The sequence below is a fragment of the Streptomyces sp. NPDC057249 genome (genome assembly GCF_042669245.1).
Lineage (GTDB): Bacteria > Actinomycetota > Actinomycetes > Streptomycetales > Streptomycetaceae > Streptomyces.
The window spans coordinates 113,643-138,921 of record NZ_JBHUXS010000019.1 but is presented as its reverse complement, the minus strand read 5'-3'; the positions used below and the strand labels follow the sequence as shown (position 1 = coordinate 138,921).

The window sequence follows — 25,279 nt, the reverse complement described above, 5'->3', positions numbered from 1 at the left end:
TCAGCGCCGATGGTACTGCAGGGGGGACCCTGTGGGAGAGTAGGACGCCGCCGAACTCCTTTTGGAAGAGCCCCGTGCCCTTGTGGCACGGGGCTCTTTCGCGTTTCCAGGGGTGCTGGGCACCCCTGTGCGCCCGCCGACCGGGGCTGAGGGTAGGGTCAGGGGGCATCATTGGCACGTTCTTGACACAGGAGGCCCCCGGGTGGAGGTCCAGGAGACCCGCGTTCAGACGGACCGGGTACTCACCATCCCCAACATCCTCAGCATGTTGCGCCTGGTCGGCGTACCTGTCTTCCTGTGGCTGATTCTCCGCCCGGAGTTCGGCGGGCCCCAGAGCGATGGCTGGGCCTTGCTGGTGCTGATGTTCAGCGGCGTCAGCGACTACCTCGACGGCAAGCTCGCACGCCGCTGGAACCAGATCAGCAGCCTCGGCCGGCTGCTCGACCCGGCCGCCGACCGGCTCTACATTCTTTCCACTCTCGTCGGACTCACCTGGCGCGAGATCCTGCCTCTCTGGCTCACCATCGCCCTGCTCGCCCGCGAGCTGATGCTCCTTGTGATGGTCGGAATCCTGCGCCGGCACGGCTATCCGCCGCCCCAGGTGAACTTCCTCGGCAAGGCGGCCACGTTCAACCTCATGTACGCATTCCCCTTGTTGCTGCTCAGCGACGGGCATGGTTGGCTGGCAGAGGTGGCCACCGTTTTCGGATGGGCGTTCGCAGGGTGGGGTACAACCCTCTATTGGTGGGCAGGAATCTTGTACGTGGTTCAGGTCCGCCGCCTGGTCAAGGCGGATGCAGTAGCCGATTGAGCTCGCTGATGTGGCGCCGTGCAACGATGCCGGCCCGCGGCTGATGACACAGAAGCTGCCCTGACGGGCGAAGTCGGCTCGACCGTCGTCTCGCAAGGAGGACGTTTCCGACATGAAGGCCGTCGTGATGGCTGGCGGCGAAGGCACTCGTCTTCGCCCGATGACCTCGAGCATGCCCAAACCGCTCCTGCCCGTGGCCAATCGGCCGATCATGGAGCATGTGCTCCGGCTGCTGAAACGGCACGGGCTCAATGAGACGGTCGTGACCGTCCAGTTCCTCGCCTCCCTGGTGAAGAATTATTTCGGAGACGGCGAAGAGCTCGGCATGGAGCTGAGCTATGCCAATGAGGAGAAGCCGCTCGGCACCGCCGGCAGCGTCAAGAACGCCGAAGAGGCGTTGAAGGACGACACCTTCCTCGTCATTTCCGGCGATGCCCTCACCGACTTCGACCTCACGGACCTCATCGCTTTCCACAAGGAGAAGGGCGGTCTGGTCACCGTCTGCCTCACGCGTGTTCCCAATCCCCTGGAATTCGGGATCACGATCGTGGACGAGCAGGGCCAGGTCGAACGCTTCCTGGAGAAGCCGACCTGGGGCCAGGTCTTCTCCGACACCGTGAACACGGGCATCTACGTCATGGAGCCCGAGGTCTTCAACTACGTCGAGGCCGACGCCTCCGTGGACTGGTCCGGGGACGTCTTCCCGCAACTCATGAAGGAAGGCAAGCCCATCTACGGCTACGTCGCCGAGGGCTACTGGGAGGACGTGGGCACCCACGAGAGCTATGTGAAGGCCCAGGCCGACGTCCTGGAACGCAAGGTCGACGTCGAGATCGACGGCTTCGAGATCTCTCCCGGGGTCTGGGTGGCCGAAGGCGCGGACGTACACCCCGACGCCGTGCTGCGCGGCCCGCTCTACATCGGCGACTACGCCAAGGTCGAAGCCGGCGTGGAGATCCGCGAGCACACGGTCATCGGGTCGAACGTCGTCGTCAAGAGCGGCGCCTTCCTGCACAAGGCCGTGGTCCACGACAACGTGTACATCGGCGACCACAGCAACCTGCGCGGCTGTGTGGTCGGGAAGAACACCGACATCATGCGCGCCTCCCGGATCGAGGACGGCGCCGTCATCGGCGACGAGTGCCTCGTCGGTGAGGAATCGATCATCCAGGGGAACGTCCGCGTCTACCCCTTCAAGACCATCGAGGCCGGGGCCTTCGTCAACACCTCGGTGATCTGGGAATCCCGTGGTCAGGCGCACCTCTTCGGGGCGCGCGGCGTCTCCGGCATCCTGAACGTCGAGATCACCCCCGAGCTGGCCGTCCGGCTGGCCGGCGCGTACGCGACGACGCTCAAGAAGGGCTCCACCGTCACCACGGCCCGGGACCACTCCCGAGGCGCCCGGGCGCTCAAACGCGCCGTGATCTCCGCGCTCCAGGCCAGCGCCATCGACGTACGGGACCTGGAGAACGTACCGCTGCCCGTCGCGCGTCAGCAGACCGCGCGAGGCAGTGCGGGCGGGATCATGATCCGCACCTCGCAGGGTGTGCCCGACTCCGTCGACATCATGTTCTTCGACGAGCGCGGGGCGGACCTCTCGCAGGCGCGACAGCGGAAGCTGGACCGCGTCTACGCCAGGCAGGAGTACCGCCGGGCCTTCCCCGGTGAGATCGGTGACATCTACTTCCCGTCCAGCGTCTTCGACTCGTACACCGGCTCGCTGCTGCGCAACGTGGACACGACCGGGATCGCCGACGCCCAGCTGAAGGTCGTGGTCGACGCCTCCAACGGCAGCGCGGGACTCGTGCTGCCGAGCCTCCTCGGGAGGCTCGGCGTCGACGCGCTCACCATCAACCCCGGACTGGACGAATCCAGGCCGACCGAGACGGCCGAAGCCCGGCGCAAGGGCCTCGTGCGGCTGGGCGAGATCGTCTCCTCGGCGCGGGCGGCCTTCGGCGTCCGCTTCGACCCTGTGGGCGAGCGGCTGTCCCTGGTGGACGAACGCGGCCGGATCGTCGAGGACGACCGGGCGCTGCTCGTCATGCTCGACCTCGTCGCCGCCGAGCGGCGCAGCGGCCGGGTGGCGCTCCCGGTCACCACGACCAGGGTCGCCGAGCAGGTCGCCGCGTACCACGGCACGCAGGTCGAGTGGACGACCACGTCGCCGGACGACCTGACCCGGGTGGGGCGTGAGGAAGGCACCATCTTCGGAGGAGACGGGCGCGGCGGCTTCATCGTTCCCGAATTCGCCAGTGTCTTCGACGGAACGGCCGCATTCGTGCGGCTCATCGGGCTCGTCGCACGCACCCAGCTCACCCTGAGCCAGATCGACGCCCGCATCCCGCGGGCCCACGTCCTGCGCCGCGACCTGGCGACACCGTGGGCCGTGAAGGGCCTCGTCATGCGACGGGTCGTGGAGGCGGCCGGCGACCGGGACGTCGACACCACGGACGGCGTACGGGTCGTGGAGGCCGACGGGCGCTGGGTCATGGTGCTGCCGGACCCGGCGGAAGCCGTCACCCACCTGTGGGCCGAGGGGCCCGACGACGCCTCCGCCGAGGCACTTCTCGACGAGTGGGCGGCGGTCGTGGACAGCGCGGGCGACTGAGGCCGGGCCGCGGGGACGGGAGGACGCACCGCCCGTCCCCGCGGCCGAACGGTCATCGGTGGGGCCATTCGGCGTAAGCCGCCGCGACATGCGACGATGTGCGGCATGTCGCAGCAGCCCCCCGGTCGGAGCACGGCCCCGCCGCCCAAGCGCCCCGACGCGTCCATGTTGCTGCTGACGAATGTGATGGAGCACAGCCTGGACGACGGCTACGCCGAAGCCGCGGCGCGGCGGGCGGCGGAGGGGCGCGCCGGCATGCCCCGTACGCTCAAGGCCAAACTCGGCCTCGCCGCCTGCCTGGTCCTCGCCGCACTGGTCGTCACGCTCGGCGCCGCCCAGGCGCGGGTCACCGCGCCGGTTCTGGCCAAGGAGAAGCAGGAGCTGATCGACCGCATCGACGCCGAGACGGCGGCGGCCGACACCTTGGAATCCCAGGTCGAGCAGGTCCGCGACGACGTCAGCAGTCGGCAGCGCAAAGCCCTCCAGGAACACGGGGGAGACCAGGGCGAACTGGTGGCGCTGCTCTCCGGGGCCACGCCCGTGCACGGGCCGGGCATCAAGGTCGTCGTGGACGACGCCGAGGACACCGACCAGGGCGGTGGCGGCCCTCGTGAGACCAGCGGCTTCTCGGACACCGGGCGGGTCCGGGACCGGGACATGCAGCGCGTCGTGAACGGGCTGTGGGAGTCCGGTGCGGAGGCCATCGCCATCAACGGACAGCGGCTGACGGCCCTGTCGGCGATCCGGGCCGCGGGCGACGCCATACTGGTCGACAACAAGCCGCTCGTGCCCCCGTACTCGGTGCTCGCGGTGGGGGACGGCAAGAAGCTGGGTGCGGCCTTCCGGGACAGTACCGACGGCCAGTACCTGCAAGCGCTGAAGGACACCTTCGACATCCGGACCAGCATCTCCGTCCAGGAGGAGCTGAGCCTTCCGGCCGCCCCGAGCCTGATCGTACGGACAGCAGAGCCTTACAAGGCCGCAGACACAGGGAAGGGCACATCGTGATCGCCGTACTGGGCCTCGTCGTGGGAGTCGTGGTCGGATTGTTGGTCCGGCCCGAAGTTCCGGCGGTGGTCGAGCCCTATCTCCCCATCGCCGTCGTCGCCGCGCTCGACGCGGTGTTCGGCGGGCTGCGGGCCATGCTCGACGGCATCTTCGTCGACAAGGTCTTCGTGGTCTCGTTCCTCTCGAACGTGGTCGTGGCGGCCCTCATCGTCTTCCTGGGCGACAAGCTGGGCGTCGGCGCCCAGCTCTCCACGGGTGTGGTGGTCGTCCTGGGCATCCGCATCTTCTCCAACGCCGCGGCGATCCGCCGGCACGTCTTCCGGGCCTGATGCCGATGAGCAACGACGACTTCGACGAGGGCTTCACCGACGCCGGGAAGCCCCGGGCGGACGCCCCTCAGGAGCTCACCGGGCGTCAGCGGCTGATCGCCGGTCTCTGGCCGCCCCGGGTGACCCGCGCCCAACTGATCGTCGCCCTCCTGCTGTTCGGCCTCGGGCTGGGGCTCGCCATCCAGGTGCGGTCCAACAGCGACGGCAACGCCCTTCGCGGCGCCCGCCAGGAGGACCTGGTGCGCATCCTGGACGAGGTGGACGACCGCACGCAGCGGCTGGAGGACGAGAAGCAGCGCCTCGACGCCCAGCGCACGGAGCTGGAGAACAGCTCCGACCAGGCCGAGGAGGCCCGGAAGCAGACGGTCGAGAAGGAGCGGCAACTCGGCGTGCTCGCCGGGACGGTCGCGGCCCACGGGCCCGGGATCACCATGACGGTCAACGACCCCGGCCGCGCGGTGCGGCCCGACATGCTGCTCGACGCCCTGCAGGAGCTGAGGGCGGCCGGCGCCGAGGCCGTCGAGGTCAACGGGGTCCGTGTGGTGGCCCGTACGTACTTCTCCGGTGACGCGGGCTCCGTCAAGGTGGACGGGCACAAGATCACCGCCCCGTACGTCTTCAAGGTCATCGGCAAGCCGCAGGATCTGGAACCGGCGCTCAACATCCCCGGGGGTGTGGTGCAGACGCTGGAGAAGGAGCAGGCCACCGTGCATGTGCTGCGCGCCGACGACATTGTCGTGGACGCCTTGCGACCGGCGGAGCGGCCTGACTACGCTCGGTCGTCGGGCCAGTGATCCCCGGGCGCCCGGGGATCGGGGAACACGAGCGGACGGTTGCGGGGGGTCGCCGCATCGTAATCGTGGCACGTGGTGGAAACTGTCGAGTGGATACGGACGTTGTGAAGATGTCCGGGTCGGCAGGTGTGTTCATTCAGGGTTCGTCCTGCCCCACGGGCGGGTCTGTTTCGGTCAAGGGGAATCGCCCGTGAAGTTGTTTGGGAAGTTGTTCGGCAAGAGCGCCCGCGACGAGGCCGCGCGTCATCGCGCGCCGCGCCATGGTCAGCCCGACGAGCAGGGCGCGGAGCGTCCGCTCTTCCGCGACCAGGTGGCGGGCCAGGGGGGTGACTACCCGGGCGGTCCCGGCGCGTCGTCCGTTGACCCTGCCGGTCCCGGCCGCATAGGTTTCGGAGCCCCGAGCCAGGAGGCTTCGTCCATGCCGGTGTGTACGAGGTGCGGCCACCGCAACGCCGAGGCCAGCCGTTTCTGCTCCAACTGCGGCGCGCCGCTGCGGGGCGGGATCCCGGAGCGCGCCTCGGAGACGACGTCGACCATCTCGATCTCGGGCCTCGAGGCGTACGAGGCGGAGGCCACCGGCCAGACCGCCGGGCCGTCGCTGTCGCCCGAGGCGCAGGCCGCCGTCGACGCCCTGCCGCTCGGCTCGGCGCTCCTGGTGGTGCGGCGCGGCCCGAACAGCGGCAGCCGCTTCCTGCTGGACGGCGAGCTGACCACGGCCGGCCGCCACCCGCAGAGCGACATCTTCCTGGACGACGTGACGGTCTCCCGCCGGCATGTGGAGTTCCGCCGGGGCGCCGACGGCAGCTTCACGGTCGGGGACGTCGGCAGCCTCAACGGCACCTATGTCAACCGTGAGCGGATCGACTCCGTCGCCCTGTCCAACGGCGACGAAGTGCAGATCGGCAAGTACCGCCTGGTCTTCTACGCGAGCCAGCGGGGCATCTGACCCGCCCCCGGACACCGTCCGGGGGGAACCCCAGGAAGGTCCATGCTGAGAACACCGAGCGGCGGTGCCCGACACGGCACCGCCGCCGACGGCCGGCCGATGAGCATCGGCACGGTGCTCCTGCAGTTGCAGGAGGAGTTCCCCGAGGTCACCATCTCCAAGATCCGCTTCCTGGAGGCCGAAGGGCTCGTCGAACCGCAGCGGACCCCTTCCGGCTACCGGAAGTTCGTCGCGGCCGACGTCGAGCGGCTCGCCCAGGTGCTCCGGATGCAGCGGGACCACTACCTGCCGCTGAAGGTCATCCGCGAGCACCTGGACGCCCTCGCCCGGGGCGAGCAGGTGGCCCTGCCGTCGACCGACGGGGAGCCGCGGCAGGCGGACGGCGAGCCGGCCGGAGTGCCGGGCCGTGCCACGGCCGCCCGCATCGGCCGTGCCGAGCTCCTGGTCGCCGCCGAGGTCACCGAGAGCGACCTGGACGACTGGGAGTCGTACGGTCTGGTCGTGCCCTCGGCGGACGGGGGGTACGACGCCGAGATGGTCACCGTCGCCAGGCTTGTGGCGGAACTGGGGCGATTCGGTCTGGAACCTCGTCACCTGCGGGCCGTACGGGCCGCCGCCGACCGGGAGGCCGGGCTCATCGAGCAGATGGTCGCGCCCCTGCGCCGGCACCGGAATCCGCAGACCAGAGCGCATGCGGAGGCGACCGCGAAGGAGCTGGCGGAGCTGTCCGTACGGCTGCACTCCGCGCTCGTACAGACCGCCCTGCGGGTACGGCTGCACTGAAGGCGGACCAGCCCGACTACCCAAACCTGCCGGGCACGTCCTAGGGTTGCTGTGTGAACGAGCTCGACGTTGTGGGTGTCCGGGTGGAAATGCCCTCCAACCAACCGATCGTGCTCCTGCGTGAAGTGGGAGGCGACCGGTACCTCCCCATTTGGATCGGTCCTGGTGAGGCGACCGCGATCGCCTTCGCCCAGCAGGGCATGGCTCCGGCCAGGCCGCTGACCCATGATCTCTTCAAGGATGTGCTCGAGGCCGTCGGCCAGGAGCTCACCGAGGTCCGGATCACGGACCTGCGCGAAGGGGTTTTCTACGCGGAGCTGGTCTTCGCCGGCGGTGTCGAGGTGAGCGCGCGGCCTTCCGACGCCATAGCCCTCGCCCTGCGCACCGGTACGCCGATCTACGGAAGCGACGGGGTGCTGGACGACGCGGGGATCGCGATCCCCGACGAGCAGGAGGACGAGGTGGAGAAGTTCCGCGAGTTCCTCGATCAGATCTCTCCGGAGGACTTCGGGACGAACAACAGCCAGTGACGTCTACAGGGGTGGCCGCCGGTACATCCGGTGAGCCTTTCCCCGTCAACGGTCACGCGAAACCACCCTCAGGGTGATTATCACTCGGCGTGCCGAGTGTGGCGATCGTTGACGCACCCCGGGTGACTGCCTACCTTCGAGTGGGCAGGTCAAGGACGGAGGTCGGCGTGAGAAGCAGCGGCGACGGTACGGCAGCGGGTGCGCCGTATCCGCAGCAGGGGAGTACGGCCGGCCGGACCATCAGGCAGTCGGCCGCGCCGGCTGCGATGGCGGGGGGCGGCGTGGCATCGGCCGACGACATCGGCTACCGCGGGCCCACGGCATGCGCGGCGGCGGGGATCACATACCGGCAGCTGGACTACTGGGCGCGTACGGGCCTCGTGGAGCCGAGCGTCCGTCCGGCGTACGGATCGGGCACCCAGCGGCTCTACAGCTTCCGGGACGTCGTCCTGCTGAAGATCGTGAAGCGCTTCCTCGACACCGGGGTGGCACTCCAGAACATCCGGACCACGGTCCAGCACCTGCGGGCCCGGGGCTTCCAGGACCTGGAGCGGATGACGCTGATGAGCGACGGGGCCACGGTCTACGAGTGCTCTTCGCCCGCCGAGGTGGTCGACCTGCTCCAGGGCGGCCAGGGCGTCTTCGGGATCGCCGTCGGAGTGGTCTGGCGGGACGTGGACGCCGCCCTGTCGCAGCTGCACGGGGAGCGCGTGGACACCGGCGAGACGCTGATCGGGCACAACCCGGCCGACGAGCTCGCCCGGCGCCGCAACCGGGCCGTCTGAGCCCCTGAGGGTGCGCCCCGGGGCCGGAAACGCGGGCGCCCGGGCCGGGCCGACACGGCGATTGTCAGTGCGGTAGGGCAGCATCGGCTGGTGTGAGAGCAGCTCCCACCATCCTGCACCTGGACATGGATGCCTTCTACGCCTCCGCCGAGCAGGCGGCGAAGCCCAGCCTGCGCGGCAAACCGGTCGTGGTGGGGGGCCTGGGACCGCGCGGGGTCGTCGCGACCGCCTCGTACGAGGCACGGCGCTTCGGGGTGCACTCGGCGATGCCAATGGCGCAGGCCAGACGGCTCGCTCCGAACGCCGCCTATCTGGTCCCGCGCTTCACGCTGTACCGGTCGGTGAGCGACCAGGTCATGGAGCTGCTGGGGCGGCTCTCGCCGCTGGTGGAGCCGCTCAGCCTGGACGAGGCGTTCGTGGACCTCGAAGCGGGCGGTACGGCCGACGACACGGCGTCCGCGCTGGAGATCGGCCGGGAACTGCGCGAGGCCATCCAGGCGGTCACGGGACTGAGCGGTTCGGTCGGGCTCGCCGGTTCCAAGATGCTCGCCAAGATCGCCTCCGAGGAGGCCAAGCCCGACGGGATACGCCTGATCGAGCCCGGCACCGAGCGGGCGCACCTCGCCCCCATGCCGGTGCGCACCCTGCCCGGAGTCGGCCCCGCCACGGCGGACCATCTGCGCCGCGCCGGCATGACGACGGTCGACGACCTCGCCGAGGCGGGCGAGGCGGAGCTGGTCCGGCTCCTGGGCAAGGCGCACGGTGCCGCACTGCACCGGATGGCCTCCGGCTTCGACGACCGCCCCGTGGTCGCGGAGCGCGACGCGAAATCCGTCTCCGTCGAGGACACCTTCGACATGGACCTGCACGACCGCATCCGGGTACGCACCGAGGTGGAGCGGCTGGCCGACCGGTGCGTCCAGCGGCTGCGGGGCGCGGGGCGCTCGGGGCGCACGGTGGTGCTCAAGGTGCGCCGCTACGACTTCTCCACGCTGACCCGCTCCGAGACGCTGCGCGGGCCCACGGACGACCCCGCGGTCGTCCGGGAGGCCGCCGCCCGCCTCCTGGAGTCCGTGGACACCACCGGCGGGGTGCGGCTGCTGGGCGTCGGCGTCACGGGGCTCGCCGACTACACCCAGGAGGACCTGTTCGCCCAGGCCGCCGGTGCGCGGGCGGCGGCGGCTCTTCCGGAGGACGACGGGGCGCCGCCGCCGGAGGACCCCGACGGCCGCGAGGGGACGGCGGACGACGGGCCCGGGCCGGAGGAGACCGCCGAGCAGCTCGCCGCGCGCCGCTGGCCGGCCGGACACGACGTGCGGCACGACGTCCACGGACACGGCTGGGTGCAGGGGAGCGGGGTCGGCCGGGTGACCGTGCGCTTCGAGGAACCGGGCGCGGCGGCACCCGGCCGGGTGCGTACGTTCCGCGTGGACGATCCCGCGCTGCGGGCCGCCGACCCGCTGCCGCTCGTCCCGGACCCGCCGGACTACTCCTCCTGGCCCGCCAGGCGGCCGAAGTCGCGGTCCGGGGCCGGTGCGCCGGGGGCCGCGTCCAGTCCGTAGTGACGGTAGAGCTGGAGCTCCTGCTCGGGCGAGAGGTGGCGGCCCACGCCGAAGTCGGGGGCGTCCTTGATCAGCGCCCGGTCGAAGGGGACGCGCAGGGTGTCGTCCACGAATTCGCTGGGCTCCAGCGGGACGAAGGCGTCACGGCTGAAGAGCCCGGTGCGCACGGCCGCCCATTCGGGGACGCCGGTCGCGTCGTCGAGGTACACCTCGTCCACGGTCCCGATCTTGGTGCCCTTGCGGTCGAAGGCCTTGCGGCCGATCAGGCTGCGCGGGTCGATGTCGGTCTGCACGGTCCCTCCCACACGGGTTGCGGCTGGTCCACAGGGACTACGGAAATGCAGTTCCGTGGTCTTGGCCACTCGAGAATTCCCGTCGTGTACCCCGCTGGTAGGCTGGTCATGGCTGCTGACCCCGTGCGGGAGAGTCGTCCGGAGCCGATCCGGAGGACGCCGAAGGAGCAAATCCTCCCCGGAAACTCTCAGGCCCCCGTACCGCACGGACGAGGTCACTCTGGAAAGCAGGGCGGGTTGCGCGCGGCCGATGGGCCGTACGGAGCCTCGCCCTCACCGACGGTGAAAGCCGGCGCCCGCGTGGCGCCGGTGAAGCTCTCAGGTTGAGATGACAGAGGGGGAGGCCGTCAGGGCACCCGGCGCCGCGGTGCCCCTCGCAGGTCGTGACAGACCAGGAGGCCTCCACCATGACCCCCCGTCGCACCCCGCTCTCGCAGCTGGAACAGGGCATCCCCTTCGAACAGCGCCACATCGGCCCGGACGCCGAGGCGCAGGCGAAGATGCTCGCCCAGGTCGGCTACGGCTCGCTGGACGAGCTGACCGCGGCCGCCGTGCCCGACGTGATCAAGAGCGCCGAGGCGCTGGCCCTCCCGGAGGCCCGGACCGAGGCCGAGGTGCTGGCCGAACTCCGCCGGCTCGCCGACCGCAACCAGGTCCTCGCCCCGATGATCGGGCTCGGCTACTACGGCACGTTCACCCCGCCGGTGATCCTGCGCAACGTCATGGAGAACCCCGCCTGGTACACGGCCTACACGCCGTACCAGCCCGAGATCTCCCAGGGCCGCCTCGAAGCCCTCCTGAACTTCCAGACGATGGTCGCCGAGCTGACCGGCCTGCCCACCTCCGGCGCCTCGCTGCTCGACGAGGGCACCGCCGCCGCGGAGGCCATGGCGCTCGCCCGGCGCGTCGGCAAGGTCAAGAACGGCGTCTTCCTGGTCGACGCCGACACCCTGCCGCAGTCCGTCGCGGTCATCGAGACCCGCGCGGAGCCGACCGGTGTCGAGGTCGTCGTCGCCGACCTCACCGACGGCATCCCGGCCGAGGTCGCCGAGCGCGGCGTCTTCGGCGTGCTCCTCCAGTACCCCGGCGCCTCCGGGGCCGTCCGGGACCTCAAGCCCGTGATCGACCAGGCGCACGAGCTGGGCGCGATCGTCACCGTCGCCGCCGACCTGCTGGCCCTCACGCTGCTCACCTCGCCCGGCGAGCTGGGTGCCGACATCGCCGTCGGCACCACGCAGCGCTTCGGCGTCCCGATGGGCTTCGGCGGCCCGCACGCCGGCTACATGGCGGTCCGCGACAAGTTCGCCCGCAGCCTGCCCGGGCGCCTGGTCGGCGTCTCCGTGGACGCCGACGGGAACAAGGCGTACCGCCTGGCCCTCCAGACCCGCGAGCAGCACATCCGCCGCGAGAAGGCCACCAGCAACATCTGCACCGCCCAGGTGCTGCTCGCCGTCATGGCCGGCATGTACGCCGTCTACCACGGCCCCGAGGGCCTGCGCACGATCGCCCGGCGCACCCACCGCTACGCCGCGATCCTCGCCGAGGGCCTGCGCGCCGCCGGCGTCGACGTGGTGACCGGCTCCTACTTCGACACGCTCACCGTCCGCGTCCCGGGCAGGGCGGGCGAGGTCGTCGCCGACGCCCGCGAGCGCGGGGTGAACCTGCGCCTGGTCGACGCCGACACCGTCTCGCTGGCCTGCGACGAGACGACGACCCGCACCCAGGTCGCCGCCGTCTGGGCCGCCTTCGGTGCCGACGGGGACGTCGAGGCGCTGGACGCCGCGACCGAGGACGCGCTGCCCGGGACGCTGCTGCGCACCGACGCGATCCTCACCCACCCGGTCTTCCACCAGCACCGCTCCGAGACCGCGATGCTGCGCTACCTGCGCAAGCTCGCCGACCGCGACTACGCGCTGGACCGCGGCATGATCCCGCTCGGCTCCTGCACGATGAAGCTGAACGCGACCGCCGAGATGGAGTCGATCACCTGGCCCGAGTTCGGCGCGCTGCACCCGTTCGCGCCCGCCGAGCAGGCGCAGGGCTTCCTGACGCTCATCCGCGAGCTGGAGGAGCGGCTGGCCGAGGTCACCGGTTACGACGCGGTGTCCATCCAGCCGAACGCCGGCTCGCAGGGCGAGTTCGCCGGTCTGCTGGCCGTCCGCGCGTACCACCGTGCCAACGGCGACGAGAACCGGACCGTCTGCCTGATCCCGTCCTCCGCGCACGGCACCAACGCCGCGAGCGCCGTGATGGCCGGCATGAAGGTGGTCGTCGTCAAGACCGCCGACGACGGCGAGGTCGACATCGAGGACCTGCGCGCCAAGATCGCGCAGTACCGCGACGAGCTGGCCGTGCTCATGATCACCTACCCGTCGACGCACGGCGTCTTCGAGGAGCACGTCGCCGACATCTGCGCCGAGGTGCACGACGCCGGCGGTCAGGTCTACGTCGACGGCGCCAACCTCAACGCCCTGGTCGGCCTGGCCAAGCCCGGCCGGTTCGGCGGCGACGTCTCGCACCTCAACCTGCACAAGACCTTCTGCATCCCGCACGGCGGCGGCGGCCCGGGCGTCGGCCCGGTCGGCGTGCGCGCGCACCTGGCGCCGTACCTGCCCAACCACCCGCTCCAGCCCGCGGCGGGCCCGGAGACCGGCGTCGGACCGATCTCGGCGGCCCCCTGGGGCTCCGCCGGCATCCTCCCGATCTCGTGGGCGTACGTACGCCTGATGGGCGGCGAGGGCCTGAAGCGCGCGACGCAGGTGGCCGTACTGGCGGCCAATTACATCGCCAAGCGTCTCGAACCGCACTACCCGATCCTGTACAACGGCCCGGCGGGTCTGGTGGCGCACGAGTGCATCGTGGACCTTCGGCCGATCTCCAAGGCGACCGGCGTCAGCATCGACGACGTCGCCAAGCGGCTCATCGACTACGGCTTCCACTCGCCGACCATGTCGTTCCCGGTCGCCGGCACGCTGATGATCGAGCCGACCGAGAGCGAGGACCTCGCGGAGCTGGACCGCTTCTGCGACACGATGATCGCGATCCGCGCCGAGATCGAGAAGGTGGCGTCGGGGGAGTGGAGCGCGGACGACAACCCGCTCGCCAATGCCCCGCACACCGCCGCCGCGCTCGGCGGGGAGTGGGCGCACGCGTACAGCCGCGAGGTGGCGGTCTTCCCGGCCGGTGTCCCGGCCGCCGACAAGTACTGGCCGCCGGTGCGCCGGATCGACGGGGCGTTCGGCGACCGCAACCTCGTCTGCTCGTGCCCGCCCCTGGACGCGTACGACAACTGACCGGGTGATCGAAGCGGTGTGACGCGGACATGCGTCGGGGCCGGCGCGGAGAGTCTCCGGGCCGGCCCCTTTCCGTACCTCGCCGCTCAGGCGGCCCTGACCACCCGGCTCGCCGCCAGGGGCCTGTGCGGAGCGATGATCTTCCCGTCCGGAAGCAGCTCACCGGTGTCCTCGAAGAGCAGGACACCGTTGCACAGCAGGCTCCACCCCTGCTCCGGGTGGTGGGCCACCTGACGGGCGGCCTCCCGGTCGGCTGAGTCGGCTGTCGGGCAGGGTGGCTGATGCTGGCACATGGGTGGGTTCTTTCGCTGCGTCGAGTTGAGTGGCCTGCGGTGTGAAGAGGTGTTCATGACCGCCCCCGTGTCGATCGGTCGAATCCCAGTGTTGCCCCACGGGCGACAATCCGCAGGGATTTCGCCGCAGCGCTTCCACTCCTCCCATGACGCGTCACCCGCCCGGACGGTTCAACTCAACTGCACTGTCACTTCGGGTGGTTCGGGGTGGCCGGATGGGGCTAGTCCGGACGGGCGGGGTCTCGTACGCGCGTCCGCGTGCGGTGCCCCGCCGCCGGAAGGGGCGACGGGGCACCGCACGCGGAGGGGGGCGGCCGCCGGACGTCAGGCCGGGGCCGGCGAGCCCAGCAGCGGACCGGGGCCGGGCGTGATGCGGGTGGTGATCACCGGCAGCAGGTCGGCGGCCCGGTGCGGCCGGTGGGCGGCGAAGCCGGGAGGCGCCGGGGACAGCGGCACGAGCACGTCGTCCGGGGCGGGTGCGCCGCAGGAGGCGTCCGCCGTGGGGTCGCCGTGCAGCCACAGGGCCAGCATGTACAGGTCGGGGATGGACAGCAGCCTCGGCTGGTAGGGGCCGCTCATCCCCTCGGCCTGGCGCAGCGCCAGCTCCGTCGAGGCGATGTACGGGCCCTCGAAGAAGTGCGAGAAGGCCCAGCCGTCCGCGGTGAGCATGGTGTCCGCGGCCGCCACCGCCCGCTCCGTGCTGCGGATCTGGAAGCGCCAGGCGGCGAGCCGGGTGGCGGGTGCGACGTCGCCCGGGGCGACGCCCAGCACATGGACGGGCAGCGGGTGTTCGGGGCTCAGAGGTCCCGGTGCGGACCGCAGGGCGGGCGTGCGGGCCTCGCGGACGGCGGTCGGTGAACCGAGCGCCGCGAGAACGCTGCGCAGCGCTGGCGCGGGGGCCGGGGGAACATGCAGCGGCATATTGGGTCGCCTCTCACTTCGGAGACACGGTGGTGCGCGGGCGGGTGCGGACGGCGTTGTCGGCGTGCGGGGCCAGAGGAGGCCGGTGACTGAGCCGGTGCGTCAACTCTCTGCCTCGTCCGCGGAGTTTATACGACACGTGTTCACGCGGTGTTTCCACTAGCCGCCACGGCTATTGCCGGCAAGGCGGTATCCGGACTTTATTATGCGGAGATCATGCTGATTCGGCGCGAGCGGCGCAGCCGCCGCCTCGGGTTTTTCCCGCGCCGCGGTCGGCCGAAACCCATCGGGGCTTTACGGGCCCGCCGTACGGGGAAACGGCCCGCTGCGTCATGCCGAGTGAATGTGCCCGGGGCCCCGGCGCTCAGATTAGCGTGTGTGCGCCGTCCGCGGGGCGTTACGGATCACGTCCTGCGGGCATTATCGATCGTGATGCGGGCGGCCCGGGCCGCGTGCCGGCCACTTGAGGAGGACACTTCGATGGGGGAGAAGGTCGTCGCGGGCGCCTTTGACCTGTCCGACCGGCAGAGGTACCGGAAGAAACTGCACCAGTGCCTGGAGGCGCTGTCCGGGCTCCTGGCCGAGCGGCGGTTCGACCGGCCGCGCAACCTCATGGGCATGGAGATCGAACTCAATCTCACGGGCGCCGACGCCATGCCGAAGATGTTGAATGGGCAGGTACTGGAGCGCATCGCGAGTCACGATTTCCAGACGGAACTGGGGATGTTCAATCTCGAAGTGAACATAGTCCCCCACCATCTCTCGGGACGTGTTCTGGATCAGTTGGCCGAAGAGCTGCGGACGGGGCTCGGATATGCCGACCGGAAGGCCGGTGAAGTGGATGCCGGGATCATGATGATCGGAATCCTGCCGACGCTCGGCCGCGACGACATGGTCCGGTCCAATCTCTCCGACGTCGACCGCTACGCCCTCCTGAACGATCAAATGCTGGCGGCGCGCGGCGAGAGTTTCTCGCTCGATATCGAGGGCGTCGAGCGGCTGGTCGCCACCGCCGGATCGATCACCCCGGAGGCGGCCTGCACCTCGCTGCAACTGCATCTCCAGGTCACCCCGGAACGCTTCGCCGACGTGTGGAACGCGGCGCAGACCGTCGCCGCCGTCCAGGTGGCCCTGGGCGCCAACTCGCCGTTCCTCTTCGGCCGCGAGGTGTGGCGCGAGTCGCGTCCGCCGCTGTTCGAGCAGGCCACGGACACCCGGCCGCCGGAACTGCGCAACCAGGGCGTGCGGCCCAGGACCTGGTTCGGGGAGAAGTGGATCGGCTCGGTCGAGGAACTCTTCGAGGAGAACCTGCGGTACTTCCCGCCGCTCCTGCCCATCTGCGACGAGGAGGAGCCCCTGCGCGTCCTCGCCGACGGCGGGGTGCCCCAGCTGAAGGAGCTGGTCCTCCACAACGGCACGGTCTACCGGTGGAACCGCCCGGTGTACGGGATCGCCGACGGCGTACCGCACCTGCGGGTGGAGAACCGGGTACTGCCCGCGGGCCCCACGGTCGCCGACGTCATCGCCAACACCGCGCTCTACTACGGCCTGGTGCGGGCGCTGGCGGGGGAGTCGCGCCCGGTGTGGACCCGGATGCCGTTCTCCGCCGCCGCCGAGAACTTCGAGACCGCGTGCCGCCACGGCATCGAGGCCGAGCTGCTGTGGCCCCGGCCCGGCCGCTCCGGCGGGCTCACCCGGGTGCCCGTGACGAAGCTGGTGCGCGACGAGCTGCTGCCGCTCGCCGCCGCCGGGCTCGACGGCTGGAACATCGAGCCGGCGGACCGGGACCACTACCTCGGCATCATCGAGGAGCGGTGCAAGCGGCGGACGAACGGCGCGTCCTGGCAGGCGGACACCTACCACCGGGGACGCGAGGCGGGCCTGGACCGGGCCGCCGCGCTCGCCGCGATGACCCGGCGCTACGGCGAGCTGATGCAGGGCGGCGACCCGGTGCACTCCTGGCCGGCGGGCGTTCCGGCGCCGTGACGGGTGGCCGGTCCGCCGGCGGACCGGCCGCCTGCCGTCACTCCCCGGCGGCGCGGGCGGCCTGGCCCGCCGTCATCACCGCCTGGAGGATCACCGCCTGGATCTCGGCCGGGTCGTTCACCTGGTAGCCGCCGCCCCCGGTGACCTCGGCGATCTCGTCCAGCTCCTCGCGGTCCGCCTCGGGCCCGACGGCGATGGCCAGCAGCGGGACCGGGCGCGTCGGGTCGGCGATGGACTTCAGCTCGTCCACGAGGGCGGCGCGCGAGATCGACCGCTCGTCCTGGTTGGACCCGTCCGTGAGGATCACCACCGCGTTGAACTTGCCCTTCACATACGTGCGCTGCGCCTCCTTGTACGCGGCCAGGGCGGTGTCGTACAGGCCGGTGGCGCCGTCCGGCACCGGGCGCAGCGCGGCGAACGCGGCGGCGAGCTTCTGCCGGTGGGTGCCACCGCCCTTCACGGGGTCGCCGAGCCTGGCGGTCGTCACCAGCCGGCGGTAGTCCTTGTCACCGTCGAGCGTGGTCGCGAACTCCCAGAGCCCGATCTCGTCGTTCGGCGTGAACTGGTCGAGTGCCCGGATCAGCGAAGCCTTGGTGACGTCCATCCGGGACTGGCTGCGTCCCGGCACCGTGGCGGCCATGGAGCCGGAGGCGTCGACGACGGTGGTGAGCCGCGCGCTCTGCACGGTGATCGTCCACATGCCGAGCGTTTCCTGGAGCGCATCGTCCTTGGGGGCCGGCGGCTGGGGCGCGTCGTACGGCTGGGGCGACCGGCCGCCCGCCGCCGCGACCAGCTTCTCGTCCGCCGTGCCGTACGTGGTCCGGAAGCCGTGCTCCCGGAGGGTCCGTACGGAGCTCTCCTCGGAGAGCAGGATCATGAACCGCAGCGCGGCCCGGCTCTCGTCCGCGGACTGGTGCCGCTCGTCCACCATCGCGAGCGGGTAGTTGAGCAGGGGGGTGCCGTCCTCGGGATAGAACAGGTCCAGCGTGCCGTCGGCCGCCGACTCGGCGTTGTGGGCGAAGGCGGCCTGTTCGGAGAGGAGCACCGCCTGGTTGCGCGCCGGGTTGCCCGCCTCGGCGCCCGAGCCGTCCTGCGGCAGGGTCGCCACGACCTGGGTGTCCCCGTCGGACATCCGCTGGGCGAGCAGTTTCGCGGTGGCCGCGACCCGGGTGTCGCTGTCGCCGCCCTGTTTTCCGGCGGAGACGCCGATGCTGTTGAGGGCCAGCAGGCCGGTCGCCGAGCGCGCGGGGTCGGCGGAGCCGAGACGTACCCGGTCGGACTCCATGGCCGCGCCCGTCAACTCGGCCCAGGTGTACGTCTTCTTCGGCCAGCCGAGGCTCTTGGCGGCCCGGGGGACGGCGGCGAGCGTGACCGGTGAGGTGGCGACGGAGCCGCCCGGGGTGATGGGGGTGCCGTCCCCGGCGCCCTTCGCCCTGGTCAGCCACAGGTCCGAGTCCGGGAGCCACATCTGGTACTCGGGGCGGGCTCCGCTCGCGAGCGCGTCCGCGACCTTGTACGAGTCACGGGCGACCACGTCCACGTCGACGCAGCGTCCGTCCGAGCGCACCTCGTCCGTCCGTGCCCGGTCGGCGATGGCACGTACGGCGGGAGCGATGTCCGGCGAGACCGCCATCGACAGGTGGACGGCGCTCTCCTCGCACGACTCGGAGAACGAGAGCAGGCCGCCCTGCACCGCGACCGCCGCTCCCCCCGCCACGGCGAGGACGAGCACGGTGGCTATGGCCACGTTCCGGCGGCGGCGCGGTGGACGGTCCCCGCCTCCGGCCGCCGGGCGGTCATCGGGCAAGCTGTGACGTCCCATGTCGGTGGTGCCCCTCCTTGAGGATGTACAAGGAAAAGGGGGACCACACCATCGGCAATGGCGCTCGTCCCCCGGCCAGTCGCGCATGATCTTCGTACCTGCATTCGAGACCCTAGCGGGGCGGCCAGGGGCGTGGGACGCGAATGCACAACTGAGGGCAGGTGTACAGGTGGAGGCGGGGCACGTGGCTGATTCTTTTCCCCAGGAGGCCGTGTCGCAACGGATTCTCCGGTCCGAGACGGCGCTGGTGCTGGCGCTCTCGCTGGGGGCGAGCGGCGTGTCCGCCCTCATCAGCTTTGTCGGATCGCTGACGAAACCAGGGGGTTTGAAGGACCAGGCGGCGACCCTCAACAGCTCGGCCGCCCCGGGCCGCCCTTGGCTGGATCTCGCCTGGCAGCTCTTCGGAATCACGACCGCGCTGGTGCCCGTCGCCCTCGTCGCGCATCTGCTCATCCGGGAAGGCACCGGGCTGCGGGTCCTCGGCTTCGACCGCACCCGGCCCGGGCAGGACGTGGCCCGGGGGACGGTCGTCGCGGCCGGCATCGGCAGCGCCGGGCTGGCCTTCTATCTGGTGGCCCGGGCGGCCGGCTTCAACCTCACCGTCGTGCCCGAGTCGCTGCCCGACGTGTGGTGGAAGTTCCCCGTGCTCATCCTGTCGGCCCTCCAGAACGCCGTACTGGAGGAGGTGATCGTCGTCGGATACCTGCTGCGCCGGCTGGGGCAGCTGGGCTGGACGCCGATCGCGGCGCTGCTGGCGAGCTCGGTGCTGCGCGGCTCGTACCACCTCTACCAGGGCATCGGCGGGTTCATCGGGAACATGGTGATGGGCGTCGTCTTCGTGCTCCTGTACCGGCGCTGGCAGCGGGTGGGTCCGCTCGTCGCGGCGCACGCGCTGCTGGACATCGGCGCGTTCGTCGGTTACGCCCTGCTCGCCGGGAAGGTGGGCTGGCTGCCCACGCCGTGAGCCCCGGCGTCACGGGCCGGTGAGCAGTTCGCCGTCCAGCACCGTGACCGCGCGGCCCGTCAGCAGGGTGCGGGCGCCGCGCAGCGCGGTGTGGACGAGGCCGGAGCGGGCGGAGACCGGAAGCCCGGTCAGCCGGTCGCGGCCGAGCCGGGCCGACCAGAACGGGGCGAGGGCGGTGTGCGCGCTGCCGGTCACCGGGTCCTCGTCGATGCCCACGGCCGGGAAGAAGCCCCGTGAGACGTAGTCGTACGCACGCATCGGCGCGGCGGCGGCCGTGGCGATGACACCGCGCCGCGACAGGGCGGCCAGCGCCGCGAAGTCCGGGGCCAGGCCCCGTACGGCCGCCTCGTCCGCCAGCTCCACCAGCAGGTCCCCGACCTGCGCACCGGTGTCGTGCACCGAAAGCGGCTCCGCGCCCAGGGCCTCCGCGAGGCCGTCCGGGGCGGGCTCGGGCGTCAGCGGGGCGGTCGGGAAGTCGAGTGTGAGCGAACCGTCCGGGTGGGCGGTCGACGTCAGCGCGCCGCACCGGGCGGCGAAGCGGACCGTGCCGGTCGCGGCGCCCGTGGTGTGCAGGACGTGGGCCGTGGCGAGGGTGGCGTGGCCGCACATGTCCACCTCGGTGACCGGCGTGAACCACCGCAGCGCCCAGTCCGCTTCGCCGCCCGGCGGCAGCGGATGGGCGAACGCGGTCTCGGAGAGGTTCAGCTCGGCGGCGACCTGCTGGAGGAAGGCGTCCTCGGGGAAGCCCTCGGGGCCGAACAGCAGGACACCCGCGGGGTTGCCGGTGAAGGGGCGGTCGGTGAACGCGTCCACGGTGCGAATCCTCATGCGCCGACCGTAGGGCTTCGTCCGCGCCGGGAACCAAGGCCAATCGCGGACCGGTGGCCCCGAAACCGCGCCGGGCTTGACCTTGTCACGGTGACAACCGCTTCACTCGGCCACGAGGAGGTGGTCCCGATGGCCACGGCGAACGAGGACACGGCGGTCACGCGCGCGCTGCGCGGGCTGGAGCACGGTGACGCGTCGGTGCGGTTGCGCACCGCGCTGGCGGTCGGATCGGCGCCGGACGCCCGGCTGGTGGACCGGCTCGTGCAGCGGTGCGCGACCGAACCGGATTTCTCGGTACGGGAGATGCTGACCTGGGCGCTCACCCGGTACCCGCCGGACCTGACGGTCCCCGGGCTCGTCGGCGAGCTCCGCTCGGAGCGCCCGCAGGCGCGGGCCCAGGCCCTGCACACCCTGTCCAAGACCGGGGACCGGCGGGCCTGGCCGGCGATCACCCGGGCCCTGCTCACCGACACCGACGACGAGGTGGCGCGCGCCGCCTGGCGCACCGCGGTCGTTCTCGTGCCCGAGGACGAGGCGCCCGTGCTCGCCGTGGTGCTGGCCGGGCAGCTCGGGCGCGGCGGACGCGAGATGCGGCTGAGCCTCAGCCGGGCGTTGATCGCGCTCGGTGCGGCTGCCGGACCGGCGCTGGACGCCGCCGCCGCGCGCCCCGAGCCCCGCGTCCGGGAGCACGCGCTCGCCACCGAGGAGCTGCGGCGCGACCCGGACGCCGGGTTCGACCTCGCGGTCGAGGAGGCGAAGCGGAGGGTGGCCCTCGGGGCGTACGGTCAGGAGGGATGAGGGTGATGCACGGTGCTGATCGGTGAGGTGGCGCGGCGGTCCGGGGTCAGCGCGCGCATGCTCCGGCACTACGAGTCGCTGGGGCTGGTGCGGCCCACGGGGCGCAACGACGTCGGATACCGCGAGTACTCCGGTGAGGACGTCCGGCGCATCTTCCACATCGAGAGCCTGCGGTCCCTCGGCCTCTCGCTGCGCGAGGTCGGGCGGGCCCTGGACGATCCCGGGTTCAGCCCGGCCGGTCTGGTGGACGACCTCGTCCGGCGGACCCGGGAACGGATCGCGAGCGAGACGGAGCTGCTGACCCGGCTGAGCCGGATCGGCGCCGCCGGGCCCGGGGACTGGGAGGGCGTCCTGCGTACCGTCGCCCTCCAGGCGCTGGGCTCCGCCAGCCCGGGGACCCGGCAGCGGGCGGCGCTGTCCTCGGCGGGCGAGGCGCCCGTGCCGGTGGAGGCGCTGGTCGAGGCGGTGCTGAGCGAGCGGGACCCCGGCGTGGCCGGTGCGCTGCGATGGGCGCTGGCGCGGACGGGCGACGGGGTCCCCCTGCTGGCGGAGGGCCTGGCCTCGCCGGTCGCGGCGGTGCGCGCCCGCGCGGTGCGGGCGGTCGCCGGGATGCCGGGCGAGGCGGCGAGCGCCCTGCTGCGCGACGCCCTCGGTCATCCCGATGTCGCGGTACGCCAGTACGCGGCGCCGGCGCTCGGCGCGCGCGGGGTGGCCGAGGCGCTCCCGACGCTCATCGACATGGTCGCCGACGCGGTACGGGACGTGGACGCGGCCGACGCCCTGGGTGCGCTGGCCACCGGTCCGGGGACGGCCGAGCGGATCGCCTCCGTGCTCGTCGACCGCCTCGCCGATCCCGCCCTCGACGCGCCCGCCCGCCGCCGCCTCACCCAGGCACTGGCGGACATCCCGGGCCCGACGGCGACCCGGGCGCTCGGGGAGCTGGCGGAGGACGGGGACAGGGGAGTGGCGGTGACGGCGGTGTACCTGCTGGGGCTGCGGGGGCGGTAGGGCGCGGACGGCACCGGGTTCGTGCAGGTTGAGGGAGGCGCCTCGGACGTACTCCACGTCTCCGGAGCCCAGGGAGCCACGCCCGGGCCGAGGGTATGGCGGCCGACCGGGGCCGGGCCGGTCCGGGGTTGTCATGCGACCTGTCCCGATATATCGTTGAAGCATCGCGACAGTACAGCGATAGGTAACAGTTCAACGTAGACAGAGGAGTACGTCATGCGTGCACACGGATTCGAGCATGGACACGAACATGGGCACGGCCGCGGACGCGGCCCGTACGGCCCCGAGGGGCGTCATGGTGGGTTCGAGGGGCAGCGGGCCGCGTTCGGGCCGTTCGGGCCGCCGTTCGGCGGGGGGCCGTTCGGGGGCGGACGGGGCCGCGGCGGTGGCCGGGGGAGGGCGCGGCGCGGGGATGTGCGCGCCTCGATCCTGGCGCTGCTCAAGGACCGGCCGATGCACGGGTACGAGATGATCCAGGAGATCGGTGAGCGCAGCGGAGGGGCCTGGCGGCCCAGCCCCGGCTCGGTGTACCCGACCCTTCAGCTGCTGGAGGACGAGGGGCTGATCACCAGCGCGAGCGAGGGCGGCAAGAAGCTGTTCACGCTCACCGACACCGGCCGCACCGAGGCCGAGACCGGGCCCGAGGCGCCCTGGGAAGAGGCCGGGCGCGGTGTCGACTGGGAGAGCATGAACGAGGTCAGGCAGGCCGGGTTCGGTCTGATGGAGGCGTTCGGCCAGGTCTGGAAGACCGGCTCGGCCGACCAGCGCGACAAGGCGGTCGCCGTCATCAACGAGGCCCGCAAGAAGCTGTACCTCATCCTCGCCGACGAGCACTGAGCCCCGCCGTGGGCCGGTGCGACGGAGCCCGGCGGCCCGGGCCGCCGGGCTCTTCGCCGTCTACCGGTCCGTCGTGACGGGCCAGATCCGCGCGGCGTCGAAACGGTCGGACGCGCGGGGGTGCGGTCCGTCGTCGTGGCAGTGGAACGCGCACCAGAACAGATCCGCCGGCAGGGCGTCCAGCGGCGCGTGGACCCGGTAGACGTACTCGCGCCCGTCGAGCGCCGGCAGGGACACGAGCCAGCTCACCCGGCCCCCTCCCGCCGCATCGCGAACAACCGCTCCGCCCTGTGGGACGTGTGCGAGCGGGGCGTCGGTTGCCCCGTCCCGCGGAGTGCCGCTCGCGTCAGGTGTCACCGGGGTGACGCTCCTGACCGCAGCTGTCATGATGTGCCGATGCACGCGTCTCAGGGGAGAAGCGCCGGCCTGGGACTCGCCCTCGCCTCGGCCTTCGCATTCGGCGGTTCCGGAGTGGCGGCCAAGCCGCTGATCGAGGCGGGACTCGACCCGCTCCACGTGGTCTGGCTGCGGGTGGCGGGCGCCGCGCTCGTCATGCTGCCGGTGGCCTGGCGCCACCGGGCGCTGGTGCGCGACCGGCCGGTGCTCCTGCTCGGCTTCGGTCTGCTGGCCGTCGCGGGCGTGCAGGCCTGCTACTTCGCCGCCATCTCCCGTATCCCGGTGGGCGTCGCGCTGCTGGTGGAGTACCTGGCCCCGGCGCTCGTCCTCGGCTGGGTGCGCTTCGTGCAGCGGCGGCCGGTCACGCGGGCGGCGGCCCTCGGGGTCGTTCTCGCGGTCGGCGGCCTCGCCTGCGTGGTCGAGGTGTGGGCCGGACTCGGTTTCGACGTGGTCGGGCTGCTCCTCGCGCTCGGCGCGGCCTGCTGCCAGGTCGGCTACTTCGTCCTTTCCGACCAGGGCGGCGGGGAGGCGTCCCCGGACGGGGCCGAACCCCCGCACCCGGTCGGCGTCATCGCGTACGGGCTGCTCATCGGCGCCCTCGTGCTCACCGTGATCGCCCGCCCCTGGGGCATGGACCGGTCGGTCCTCGCCGGCGACACGCTCATGGACGGCGCCCGGGTGCCGGCCTGGCTGCTGCTCGTCTGGATCGTGCTGCTGGCCACCGTCATCGCCTACGTCACCGGGGTGATCTCCGTACGCCTGCTCTCACCGGCCGTCGCGGGCGTCGTCGCCTGTCTGGAAGCGGTCATCGCGACCGTGCTCGCCTGGGTCCTCCTCGGTGAGCACCTGGCCGCCCCGCAGCTGATCGGCGGCGCGCTCGTCCTGGCCGGCGCCCTCATCGCGCAGTCGGCGACGCCCCGGCCGCCCTCCGGCCCCGTCGCCTCGGGAAGCGGCCCGGAGGAGGCGGCCGGGGGGCGGGCCGCCGCTCAGGACGCCGTGAGGTAGGCCGGGAGCTCGATCGACGGGTCGAGGTCGTCCGCCGGGACCGGGGTGGCGCGCGCCGGGGCGACGGGGACGACACCGGCCCAGTGCGGCAGGCCGACGTCCCGGGGGTCGTCGTTCGGACCGCCCGTGCGGATCTTGGCGGAGACCTCCCGCAGGTCCAGCCGGATGACCGCGGTGGCGGCCAGCTCCTTGCCATCGGCCGGCCGCGAGTCCTTCGAGCGCCCCGGCACCACCTGGTCCACGATCGCGTCCAGGGCGACGCGCCGCTCCTCCGGGTCGGTCACCGCGTACGCCGTGCCGTGGACGACCACCGAGCGGTAGTTGAGCGAGTGGTGGAAGGCCGACCGGGCCAGCACCAGCCCGTCGACATGGGTGACCGTCAGGCACACGGCCAGCCCCTCGTCGGTGCTCCCGGCCGTCCGCAGCGGTCGCGAGCCGGTCGAGCCGTGCACGTACAGCCGCTCACCCACCCGGCCGAAGAGCGTCGGCAGCACGACCGGCGCGCCGTCCCGCACGAAGCCGAGGTGGCAGAGGTAGGCGCCGTCGAGTATCGAGTGCACCGTCTCCCGGTCGTACGCGGCGCGGTCCCGCGACCGGGTGGGGACGGTGCGGTCCGTCGGCTCGTAGCCGGCCGGGGTGCCCGGGGACATGGTCTGCTGGGAGGCGGTCTCCGGCATTG

The 25,279-nt window shown here is 71.9% G+C and carries 24 protein-coding genes and 1 riboswitch; of the genes, 17 read left to right on the top strand and 7 right to left on the bottom strand.

All coding sequences use genetic code 11. From position 1 onward, the window contains the following. Positions 1-202 precede the first annotated feature (202 nt). From ACFUJY_RS29085 to ACFUJY_RS29040, 10 genes are all read left to right on the top strand, one after another. Positions 203-811: a CDP-alcohol phosphatidyltransferase family protein gene (locus tag ACFUJY_RS29085; RefSeq protein ID WP_018105069.1), complete on the top strand. Its 609-nt coding sequence runs from the start codon at positions 203-205 to the stop codon at positions 809-811. Between the two features lie 112 nt (positions 812-923). After that, complete coding sequence (locus ACFUJY_RS29080) at positions 924-3,419, top strand: mannose-1-phosphate guanyltransferase (protein ID WP_164403794.1); 2,496 nt, start codon at positions 924-926, stop codon at positions 3,417-3,419. 105 nt (positions 3,420-3,524) lie between these two features. Further along, complete coding sequence (locus ACFUJY_RS29075) at positions 3,525-4,427, top strand: DUF881 domain-containing protein (protein WP_383305131.1); 903 nt, start codon at positions 3,525-3,527, stop codon at positions 4,425-4,427. After that, entirely contained in the window at positions 4,424-4,756 is a 333-nt protein-coding gene (locus ACFUJY_RS29070; RefSeq protein ID WP_003970459.1) for a small basic family protein, read from the top strand. The genes ACFUJY_RS29075 and ACFUJY_RS29070 overlap by 4 nt, the downstream gene beginning before the upstream one ends. A gap of 5 nt (positions 4,757-4,761) precedes the next feature. Continuing rightward, on the top strand, positions 4,762-5,550 hold the full coding sequence (locus ACFUJY_RS29065; protein ID WP_383305129.1) for a DUF881 domain-containing protein: 789 nt from the start codon (positions 4,762-4,764) through the stop codon (positions 5,548-5,550). 190 nt (positions 5,551-5,740) lie between these two features. Then, positions 5,741-6,496, top strand: coding sequence for an FHA domain-containing protein (locus ACFUJY_RS29060; protein ID WP_383305127.1), 756 nt, complete (start codon positions 5,741-5,743; stop codon positions 6,494-6,496). A 42-nt stretch (positions 6,497-6,538) separates the two neighbouring features. Next, positions 6,539-7,279, top strand: a complete 741-nt coding sequence (locus ACFUJY_RS29055; protein ID WP_383305125.1) for a MerR family transcriptional regulator — start codon at positions 6,539-6,541, stop codon at positions 7,277-7,279. Positions 7,280-7,332: 53 nt separating this feature from the next. Beyond that, positions 7,333-7,809 carry a bifunctional nuclease family protein gene (locus ACFUJY_RS29050; protein ID WP_026171779.1) on the top strand — a complete coding sequence of 159 codons (477 nt, stop codon included), beginning with the start codon at positions 7,333-7,335 and terminating at the stop codon, positions 7,807-7,809. A gap of 266 nt (positions 7,810-8,075) precedes the next feature. Further along, positions 8,076-8,594, top strand: a complete 519-nt coding sequence (locus ACFUJY_RS29045; RefSeq protein WP_239223793.1) for a MerR family transcriptional regulator — start codon at positions 8,076-8,078, stop codon at positions 8,592-8,594. A gap of 92 nt (positions 8,595-8,686) precedes the next feature. Beyond that, positions 8,687-10,156, top strand: a complete 1,470-nt coding sequence (locus ACFUJY_RS29040) for a DNA polymerase IV (protein WP_383305123.1) — start codon at positions 8,687-8,689, stop codon at positions 10,154-10,156. Here the strand turns inward: ACFUJY_RS29040 and ACFUJY_RS29035 are convergent. Further along, positions 10,081-10,449, bottom strand: coding sequence for a PRC-barrel domain-containing protein (locus ACFUJY_RS29035; protein WP_164401929.1), 369 nt, complete (start codon positions 10,447-10,449; stop codon positions 10,081-10,083). The genes ACFUJY_RS29040 and ACFUJY_RS29035 overlap by 76 nt on opposite strands. 116 nt (positions 10,450-10,565) lie before the next feature. Next, positions 10,566-10,663: riboswitch (glycine riboswitch) on the top strand. Positions 10,664-10,856: 193 nt separating this feature from the next. Here ACFUJY_RS29035 and gcvP point away from each other — a divergent pair. Then, a complete protein-coding gene (gene gcvP, locus ACFUJY_RS29030; RefSeq protein ID WP_383305121.1) occupies positions 10,857-13,742 on the top strand; it encodes an aminomethyl-transferring glycine dehydrogenase in 2,886 nt (961 codons plus the stop codon). Between the two features lie 86 nt (positions 13,743-13,828). Here the strand turns inward: gcvP and ACFUJY_RS29025 are convergent, their stop codons facing one another. Both ACFUJY_RS29025 and ACFUJY_RS29020 read right to left on the bottom strand, forming a co-directional pair. Continuing rightward, the gene (locus ACFUJY_RS29025; RefSeq protein ID WP_383305119.1) at positions 13,829-14,035 is read right to left on the bottom strand and encodes a DUF5999 family protein; all 207 of its coding nucleotides are present in this window, start codon (positions 14,033-14,035) and stop codon (positions 13,829-13,831) included. A 324-nt stretch (positions 14,036-14,359) separates the two neighbouring features. Further along, positions 14,360-14,956, bottom strand: coding sequence for a hypothetical protein (locus ACFUJY_RS29020; protein ID WP_383305117.1), 597 nt, complete (start codon positions 14,954-14,956; stop codon positions 14,360-14,362). 480 nt (positions 14,957-15,436) lie between these two features. Between ACFUJY_RS29020 and ACFUJY_RS29015 the strand changes: the two genes are divergently transcribed. Then, entirely contained in the window at positions 15,437-16,942 is a 1,506-nt protein-coding gene (locus tag ACFUJY_RS29015) for a glutamate-cysteine ligase family protein (RefSeq protein WP_383305115.1), read from the top strand. Positions 16,943-16,979: 37 nt separating this feature from the next. Here ACFUJY_RS29015 and ACFUJY_RS29010 read toward each other — a convergent pair whose 3' ends face one another. Then, positions 16,980-18,764, bottom strand: a complete 1,785-nt coding sequence (locus ACFUJY_RS29010; protein WP_383305113.1) for a substrate-binding domain-containing protein — start codon at positions 18,762-18,764, stop codon at positions 16,980-16,982. A gap of 184 nt (positions 18,765-18,948) precedes the next feature. Between ACFUJY_RS29010 and ACFUJY_RS29005 the strand changes: the two genes are divergently transcribed. Next, positions 18,949-19,728: a CPBP family intramembrane glutamic endopeptidase gene (locus ACFUJY_RS29005; protein WP_383305111.1), complete on the top strand. Its 780-nt coding sequence runs from the start codon at positions 18,949-18,951 to the stop codon at positions 19,726-19,728. Positions 19,729-19,737: 9 nt separating this feature from the next. Here the strand turns inward: ACFUJY_RS29005 and ACFUJY_RS29000 are convergent, their stop codons facing one another. Further along, positions 19,738-20,556 (bottom strand): PhzF family phenazine biosynthesis protein, encoded by an 819-nt coding sequence (locus tag ACFUJY_RS29000; RefSeq protein ID WP_383305109.1) that lies wholly within the window; start codon positions 20,554-20,556, stop codon positions 19,738-19,740. Between the two features lie 129 nt (positions 20,557-20,685). Between ACFUJY_RS29000 and ACFUJY_RS28995 the strand changes: the two genes are divergently transcribed. The 3 genes from ACFUJY_RS28995 (at position 20,686) to ACFUJY_RS28985 (ending at position 23,199) form a co-directional block, all read left to right on the top strand. Beyond that, positions 20,686-21,354 (top strand): HEAT repeat domain-containing protein, encoded by a 669-nt coding sequence (locus ACFUJY_RS28995; RefSeq protein WP_383305153.1) that lies wholly within the window; start codon positions 20,686-20,688, stop codon positions 21,352-21,354. Between the two features lie 12 nt (positions 21,355-21,366). Next, positions 21,367-22,362: a HEAT repeat domain-containing protein gene (locus tag ACFUJY_RS28990; RefSeq protein WP_383305107.1), complete on the top strand. Its 996-nt coding sequence runs from the start codon at positions 21,367-21,369 to the stop codon at positions 22,360-22,362. Between the two features lie 216 nt (positions 22,363-22,578). Continuing rightward, on the top strand, positions 22,579-23,199 hold the full coding sequence (locus tag ACFUJY_RS28985) for a PadR family transcriptional regulator (protein WP_383305105.1): 621 nt from the start codon (positions 22,579-22,581) through the stop codon (positions 23,197-23,199). Positions 23,200-23,259: 60 nt separating this feature from the next. Here the strand turns inward: ACFUJY_RS28985 and ACFUJY_RS28980 are convergent, their stop codons facing one another. Further along, on the bottom strand, positions 23,260-23,448 hold the full coding sequence (locus ACFUJY_RS28980) for a hypothetical protein (protein WP_383305102.1): 189 nt from the start codon (positions 23,446-23,448) through the stop codon (positions 23,260-23,262). Positions 23,449-23,595: 147 nt separating this feature from the next. On the opposite strand from ACFUJY_RS28980, the gene ACFUJY_RS28975 reads away from it, so the two are divergent. After that, complete coding sequence (locus ACFUJY_RS28975; protein ID WP_383305100.1) at positions 23,596-24,600, top strand: DMT family transporter; 1,005 nt, start codon at positions 23,596-23,598, stop codon at positions 24,598-24,600. On the opposite strand, the gene ACFUJY_RS28970 is transcribed toward ACFUJY_RS28975, so the two are convergent. Continuing rightward, complete coding sequence (locus ACFUJY_RS28970; protein ID WP_383305098.1) at positions 24,582-25,277, bottom strand: pyridoxamine 5'-phosphate oxidase family protein; 696 nt, start codon at positions 25,275-25,277, stop codon at positions 24,582-24,584. The genes ACFUJY_RS28975 and ACFUJY_RS28970 overlap by 19 nt on opposite strands. Positions 25,278-25,279: the final 2 nt, after the last annotated feature.

Bases quoted from the DNA above. Each gene is read 5' to 3' on its own strand.
- ACFUJY_RS29080 (WP_164403794.1), top strand. From the start codon at position 924: ATGAAGGCCGTCGTGATGGCTGGCGGCGAAGGCACTCGTCTTCGCCCG.
- ACFUJY_RS29075 (WP_383305131.1), top strand. From the start codon at position 3,525: ATGTCGCAGCAGCCCCCCGGTCGGAGCACGGCCCCGCCGCCCAAGCGC.
- ACFUJY_RS29065 (WP_383305129.1), top strand. From the start codon at position 4,762: ATGAGCAACGACGACTTCGACGAGGGCTTCACCGACGCCGGGAAGCCC.
- ACFUJY_RS29055 (WP_383305125.1), top strand. From the start codon at position 6,539: ATGCTGAGAACACCGAGCGGCGGTGCCCGACACGGCACCGCCGCCGAC.
- ACFUJY_RS29045 (WP_239223793.1), top strand. From the start codon at position 8,076: ATGGCGGGGGGCGGCGTGGCATCGGCCGACGACATCGGCTACCGCGGG.
- gcvP (WP_383305121.1), top strand. From the start codon at position 10,857: ATGACCCCCCGTCGCACCCCGCTCTCGCAGCTGGAACAGGGCATCCCC.
- ACFUJY_RS29025 (WP_383305119.1), bottom strand. From the start codon at position 14,035: ATGTGCCAGCATCAGCCACCCTGCCCGACAGCCGACTCAGCCGACCGG.
- ACFUJY_RS29020 (WP_383305117.1), bottom strand. From the start codon at position 14,956: ATGCCGCTGCATGTTCCCCCGGCCCCCGCGCCAGCGCTGCGCAGCGTT.
- ACFUJY_RS29015 (WP_383305115.1), top strand. From the start codon at position 15,437: ATGGGGGAGAAGGTCGTCGCGGGCGCCTTTGACCTGTCCGACCGGCAG.
- ACFUJY_RS29010 (WP_383305113.1), bottom strand. From the start codon at position 18,764: ATGGGACGTCACAGCTTGCCCGATGACCGCCCGGCGGCCGGAGGCGGG.
- ACFUJY_RS29000 (WP_383305109.1), bottom strand. From the start codon at position 20,556: ATGAGGATTCGCACCGTGGACGCGTTCACCGACCGCCCCTTCACCGGC.
- ACFUJY_RS28995 (WP_383305153.1), top strand. From the start codon at position 20,686: ATGGCCACGGCGAACGAGGACACGGCGGTCACGCGCGCGCTGCGCGGG.
- ACFUJY_RS28985 (WP_383305105.1), top strand. From the start codon at position 22,579: ATGCGTGCACACGGATTCGAGCATGGACACGAACATGGGCACGGCCGC.
- ACFUJY_RS28975 (WP_383305100.1), top strand. From the start codon at position 23,596: ATGCACGCGTCTCAGGGGAGAAGCGCCGGCCTGGGACTCGCCCTCGCC.
- ACFUJY_RS28970 (WP_383305098.1), bottom strand. From the start codon at position 25,277: ATGCCGGAGACCGCCTCCCAGCAGACCATGTCCCCGGGCACCCCGGCC.